The sequence below is a fragment of the Sphingobium sp. FW306-1B-F04DB genome (genome assembly GCF_058781925.1).
Window position 1 is genome coordinate 1 of the sequence record NZ_JBYSXE010000096.1, and the last position, 4,268, is coordinate 4,268.

The 4,268-nt window shown below is 60.9% G+C and carries 6 protein-coding genes; 5 read left to right on the forward strand and 1 reads right to left on the reverse strand.

Translation table 11 applies throughout. The features are described from left to right. A partial coding sequence (locus tag AC3WJD_RS21650) for a helix-turn-helix domain-containing protein (RefSeq protein ID WP_492748892.1) occupies nt 1–444 on the reverse strand: 444 nt, incomplete at its 3' end. 96 nt (nt 445–540) lie between these two features. On the opposite strand from AC3WJD_RS21650, the gene AC3WJD_RS21655 reads away from it, so the two are divergent. The 5 genes from AC3WJD_RS21655 to AC3WJD_RS21675 all read left to right on the forward strand — a co-directional run bounded on the left by AC3WJD_RS21655 (nt 541) and on the right by AC3WJD_RS21675 (nt 3,941). Then, a complete protein-coding gene (locus AC3WJD_RS21655; protein ID WP_492748883.1) occupies nt 541–753 on the forward strand; it encodes a hypothetical protein in 213 nt (70 codons plus the stop codon). 549 nt (nt 754–1,302) lie between these two features. After that, a complete protein-coding gene (locus AC3WJD_RS21660; protein ID WP_492748885.1) occupies nt 1,303–1,866 on the forward strand; it encodes an SAM-dependent methyltransferase in 564 nt (187 codons plus the stop codon). A gap of 9 nt (nt 1,867–1,875) precedes the next feature. Next, complete coding sequence (locus AC3WJD_RS21665) at nt 1,876–2,439, forward strand: SAM-dependent methyltransferase (protein ID WP_492748888.1); 564 nt, start codon at nt 1,876–1,878, stop codon at nt 2,437–2,439. A gap of 277 nt (nt 2,440–2,716) precedes the next feature. Further along, nucleotides 2,717–3,391, forward strand: a complete 675-nt coding sequence (locus tag AC3WJD_RS21670) for an enoyl-CoA hydratase/isomerase family protein (protein WP_492748890.1) — start codon at nt 2,717–2,719, stop codon at nt 3,389–3,391. 142 nt (nt 3,392–3,533) lie between these two features. Beyond that, nucleotides 3,534–3,941, forward strand: coding sequence for a hypothetical protein (locus AC3WJD_RS21675; protein WP_492748891.1), 408 nt, complete (start codon nt 3,534–3,536; stop codon nt 3,939–3,941). The last annotated feature ends 327 nt before the right edge of the window (nt 3,942–4,268 follow it).

Sequence of the window (4,268 nt, forward strand, 5' to 3'; positions counted from 1 at the left end):
CGCCGTCCTCTTCGGCGACAGGTTCACGGTCTGATGAACGAAACTGGCCTCGCGCACAAAATTCCTGACAGTCCCCAGCCCCGTCTCGGCCGCCATGGAGCGGATTGACCAATGGGTGGCATCCTTCGGAGTGGTATTCAGCGTGCGCTCGATCACCTGAGCTACCTGCGCATCCGACACTGTTCGTGGTCGGCCCGCACGATATTCGTCGGTCAGCCCTTCAATGCCATTCTGCACGAACCGCCGCCGCCATTTGCCGACCGTGTGCTCGTGGACACCCAGGCGCTCGGCAACTTCCTTGCTCTGCAGTCCCTCTGCACAAAGCAGAACCATCCGGCACCGATCTGACAGCGATCGTGGCGTTTTGTGCCGCCGCACCTGAGCTTCAAGAAAATTCCGGTCCTCGCCGCTCAATTCGACCAAATCCGCCTGTCGACCCGCCATCATGAATGCCCCTGCCTATCCAACAACGGCATATACAATGATACTTACTTCAGTTCCAGATGACTAGCGCGTATTCGCCGTGACCCTTCAGTACCAATGCTGTCTGTGCTGTCGGGTTCTACTGCACGTGACCATTCCGACATTGAGCAGATCCTCCTCGATCTTGCCCTCGCAAGCGTGATGGAAGATTTCTTCCGCGATGTCGCGTGCACGCTCAACTCCATGCAGATCTGCATCGCGAGCGCCTGCTTCTTGCCTTCTCCCTTGGCGGCCTCGAACCGTTCGAAGAGCCCCTCCACCTCTTGGTGATCCGCTTTCAGAGTAACCGGTGTTGTCAGACCACGGCGGCCAAGGCAGGAGCCCGTCGATGCGTTCGCAGGGTGATTATTTGCGAGCGCGGTGAGCGTGCGGGCGAGCCAGTCGTTGCAATGGGCCGGATCGACCGCTCGACGGTGTTGGAGTCGAGATCGACGTCGAGGAAGCGGATAGCGGGACACGCCAGCAAACGCGCTGATCGTACAGGGCGGGGTTGCGTTGCTGCTGGTGCTTGGGGACTCGCTGTCTCGGGACGGATTTCGCGCGGTCGTTGAATATTCAGCACCCGTCTTCTGGTTCTTCTTCTTGCTCGTCGGAATCACGCTCTTCGTTCTTCGCTGGCGTTTTCCCGACGCAAAGCGACCGCTCCGCGTACCCCCTCTATCCGTTGCTACCCGCGATCTTTTGTCTCACCTGCGCCTTTCTACACTATTCGAGCCTGGTTTATACGGGAGCCGGCGCGCTGATCGGTCTGGCGGCAGTCGCGCCCGGCGGGCTTCCGCTGCTTTTCCTCCAACCTGTGCCTTCAGGGGAGACCAGCTGATGCTAGGATTTGCTTTAAAGGGAATGATCGTGGTCGCAATGTCACTGGCGGCAGGCCCCGCGATGCCTCCTCTGCCCTCATCCCCCGCACAGCTCGCTAAGGAACCGGATGTTATCTACGTGCCCACGCCTCAGCCGGTGGTCGATGCCATGCTGGTGCTGGCGGGAGTGAAAAAGGGCGACGTCCTTTATGACCTGGGCTCAGGCGATGGCCGCATCCCGATCACGGCAGCGCGCCGCTACGGCATAAGGGCCACCGGCATCGACATCGACCCCGAGCGGATCGCGGAAGCGAATGCGAATGCCAGAACGGCAGGGGTGACCGATCGTGTGACTTTCCGCAATGAGGACCTGTTCACCGCCGATTTCAGTGAGGCGACGGTCGTCACCCTCTACCTGCTCGACAGCCTCAACGCCAAGCTCCGCCCCAAGCTCCTCGCAGAGCTGAAGCCGGGAACCCGCATCGTCAGCCACGCCTTTACCATGGGCGACTGGAAGCCAGAGAAAGAGCAGCAGGTTGACGGACACATGATCTATTACTGGAGAGTGCCGGCCAAGCAATGAGCGAAGACGATGCAACTGGCTTACGTGCTCCTCCCGATCGCCTTACTGATGGGGTGTCCAGCGGCGGAGCCGGAACAAGCATTACCCGCCGCGGCGGAAGCCAAGCGACTGCGCCAACCCGATGTGCGGTACGAGCCTACTCCCCAGCCCGTCGTTCACCAAATGCTCGAACTGGCTCGGGTTGGACCCGGCGATATCGTCTACGATCTCGGCTCTGGCGATGGCCGCATCCCGATCACCGCGGCAAGGCATCATGGCGCCCGCGCGGTGGGAATTGATATCGATCCTCAGCGGGTCGCCGAGTCCAATGCCAACGCGGTTGCCGCGGGCGTCGCCAGCCGAGTGAAGTTTCGTAACGAAGATCTCCTGCTCGCGGATTTCCGGGAAGCAACGGTCGTCACGTTGTTCCTTTCGCGCGATCTCAACCGAAAGTTGAAGCCAAGGCTTCTCTCGGAGTTGCAACCAGGGACGCGAGTCGTCAGCTATTACCACGACATGGCCGGGTGGCGGCCGCGGCGAACGGTGCGTTTGGAAGAAGCCAATATCTACCTTTGGACCATTCCCGAACGATGAAGGCGCTCTTTGCCGCTGGCATGGTTGCCGACATCGGTCTCCCAGTCGCGGCAAGGAGCATGTCGGGTGGATCCGCAACCGCTCGCAATCCCGGTCATGTGAAGTGCAGTTTGCCGTTCCGGAAAGCTGATCCTCCTTCAGCTTCCGCCTGCAATACACGCCGCCTAGCGGGCCTAACACCAACGTATTAGCGCTCACCGACCAAGCGGGCGCTATCTTGTGCACGCTCTGACGGGGCTCCGACTTCTGACACGAGATGTTTGACGAGGTTCGTATCATGCTTACCGCTTCGAATGCTTGCCGGTTCAGCTATCTGATCTGCGAAAAGCGCGGCGACACTGCGTATATCATCGTCAATCGACCAGATGCGCTGAACGGGATCGACGCGCCCGTGCGGATCGACCTGTGCCCGGCGTTCAAGGCCGCAGGCGACGACCGCGACGTCCGCGGCATCGTCCTTGCGCTAACCGGCGACGAAGCATTCATCGATCCTGACCGGAGCGGGGCGCTCGACCGGAACAGTTTCACGCCGGCCGAATCGAGCCGCCTGATGGAGACGCTGCTCAGTCTGATCGAGAGTCTCGGCAAACCGGTCGCTGCTGCGATCAACGGAATCGCGCTTGGCCGCGCGTGCGAGATCGCCATGGCCTGCACGCTCCGGATCGCGACCGACACGGCGCGGTTTGGACTGTGCGAGTCCAAGGGATGGCCGATCGAGTACAAGACGCTCGATGCATATGACGCCTATGACATCGGACTGGTTGACGAGATCGTCCCGCCAGCCGAACTGATTGAGCGCACGGCCTCGGTCGTCCGCCAGGTCGCGATCAGCGCGCCCGCCGCGGCGCGCTATGCGAGGGATGCCGCGAGCAGAGGCCTTCGCCAGGTCGCCAAGGGACCGCCCAACCGCGCGCGCATCGGCGTACACGCCCCCGCTTTCGCCAATCACTGAACTGGGCCGGCGTCGAGCCGCGGATCGGGACTTCACGAACTTTCACAAATCAAAAGCAGACTCTCATTCCGCTGGCCTGTCCGTCGGATATGAGCACCTAAATCACCGCCTGTAATGCCTCCACAGCATAGGAGAAATCGCCATGCATCCGCTACGCAAATTACGAGAATCTGGTAGCGCTACGCCAGCCCAAGTGAGCGCATTGCTTGCCGAAAACGTCGTATTCAACAGCCCGATCCTGATACGAGCGATCGAGGGGCGTGAAGCCATCGCGGCGATTTTTGCTCAGTCGAGCTCTACGCGTGGTTCCGGTGCCTACACGGCCGAATATAAGCTCGATGAGCGCACGACCTTCTTGCGCTGGGAAGGGACCATGGGCGGTCACAAGATCGAGAGCCTCGAGGTCATCGTGGACAACGAGCAGGGGCTGATCGTTGAGCGCACCATTGCCCTTCGACCATATCCAGCGGTGAAGCTGTTCCGGGACGCCATGTATGCATCGCTCAAGGACAAACTGCCACCCGATATTTGGGACTACCCGACGCCGTAACGTGACCACGACGCCGGGCGCCACGATCATGTCGCTGCACGTGCGCCCGGGGTCAACCCTGGTGAGGAACCTTTCGTAGTAGCGCGGCGCAATCCTGACTACGTAGACGGCTTGTCGCCATCGGTCGAACGATCCTCTACCTCGCCAGCCTGATGCGACCAAAACGCCCCTGCCCCGTAGGCAGCGTCCAGCGTGCTCGTATATATGACCGACCAGCCGGGGAGCATTCACATGGTCGTCCCCGGCTGCATTCGCCGCCATGCACGAACCCGCTTCGCGGGAGGTTCGCGGGGGCGTGAGATAGCGTGGTAATCATAGGCTTTGGGC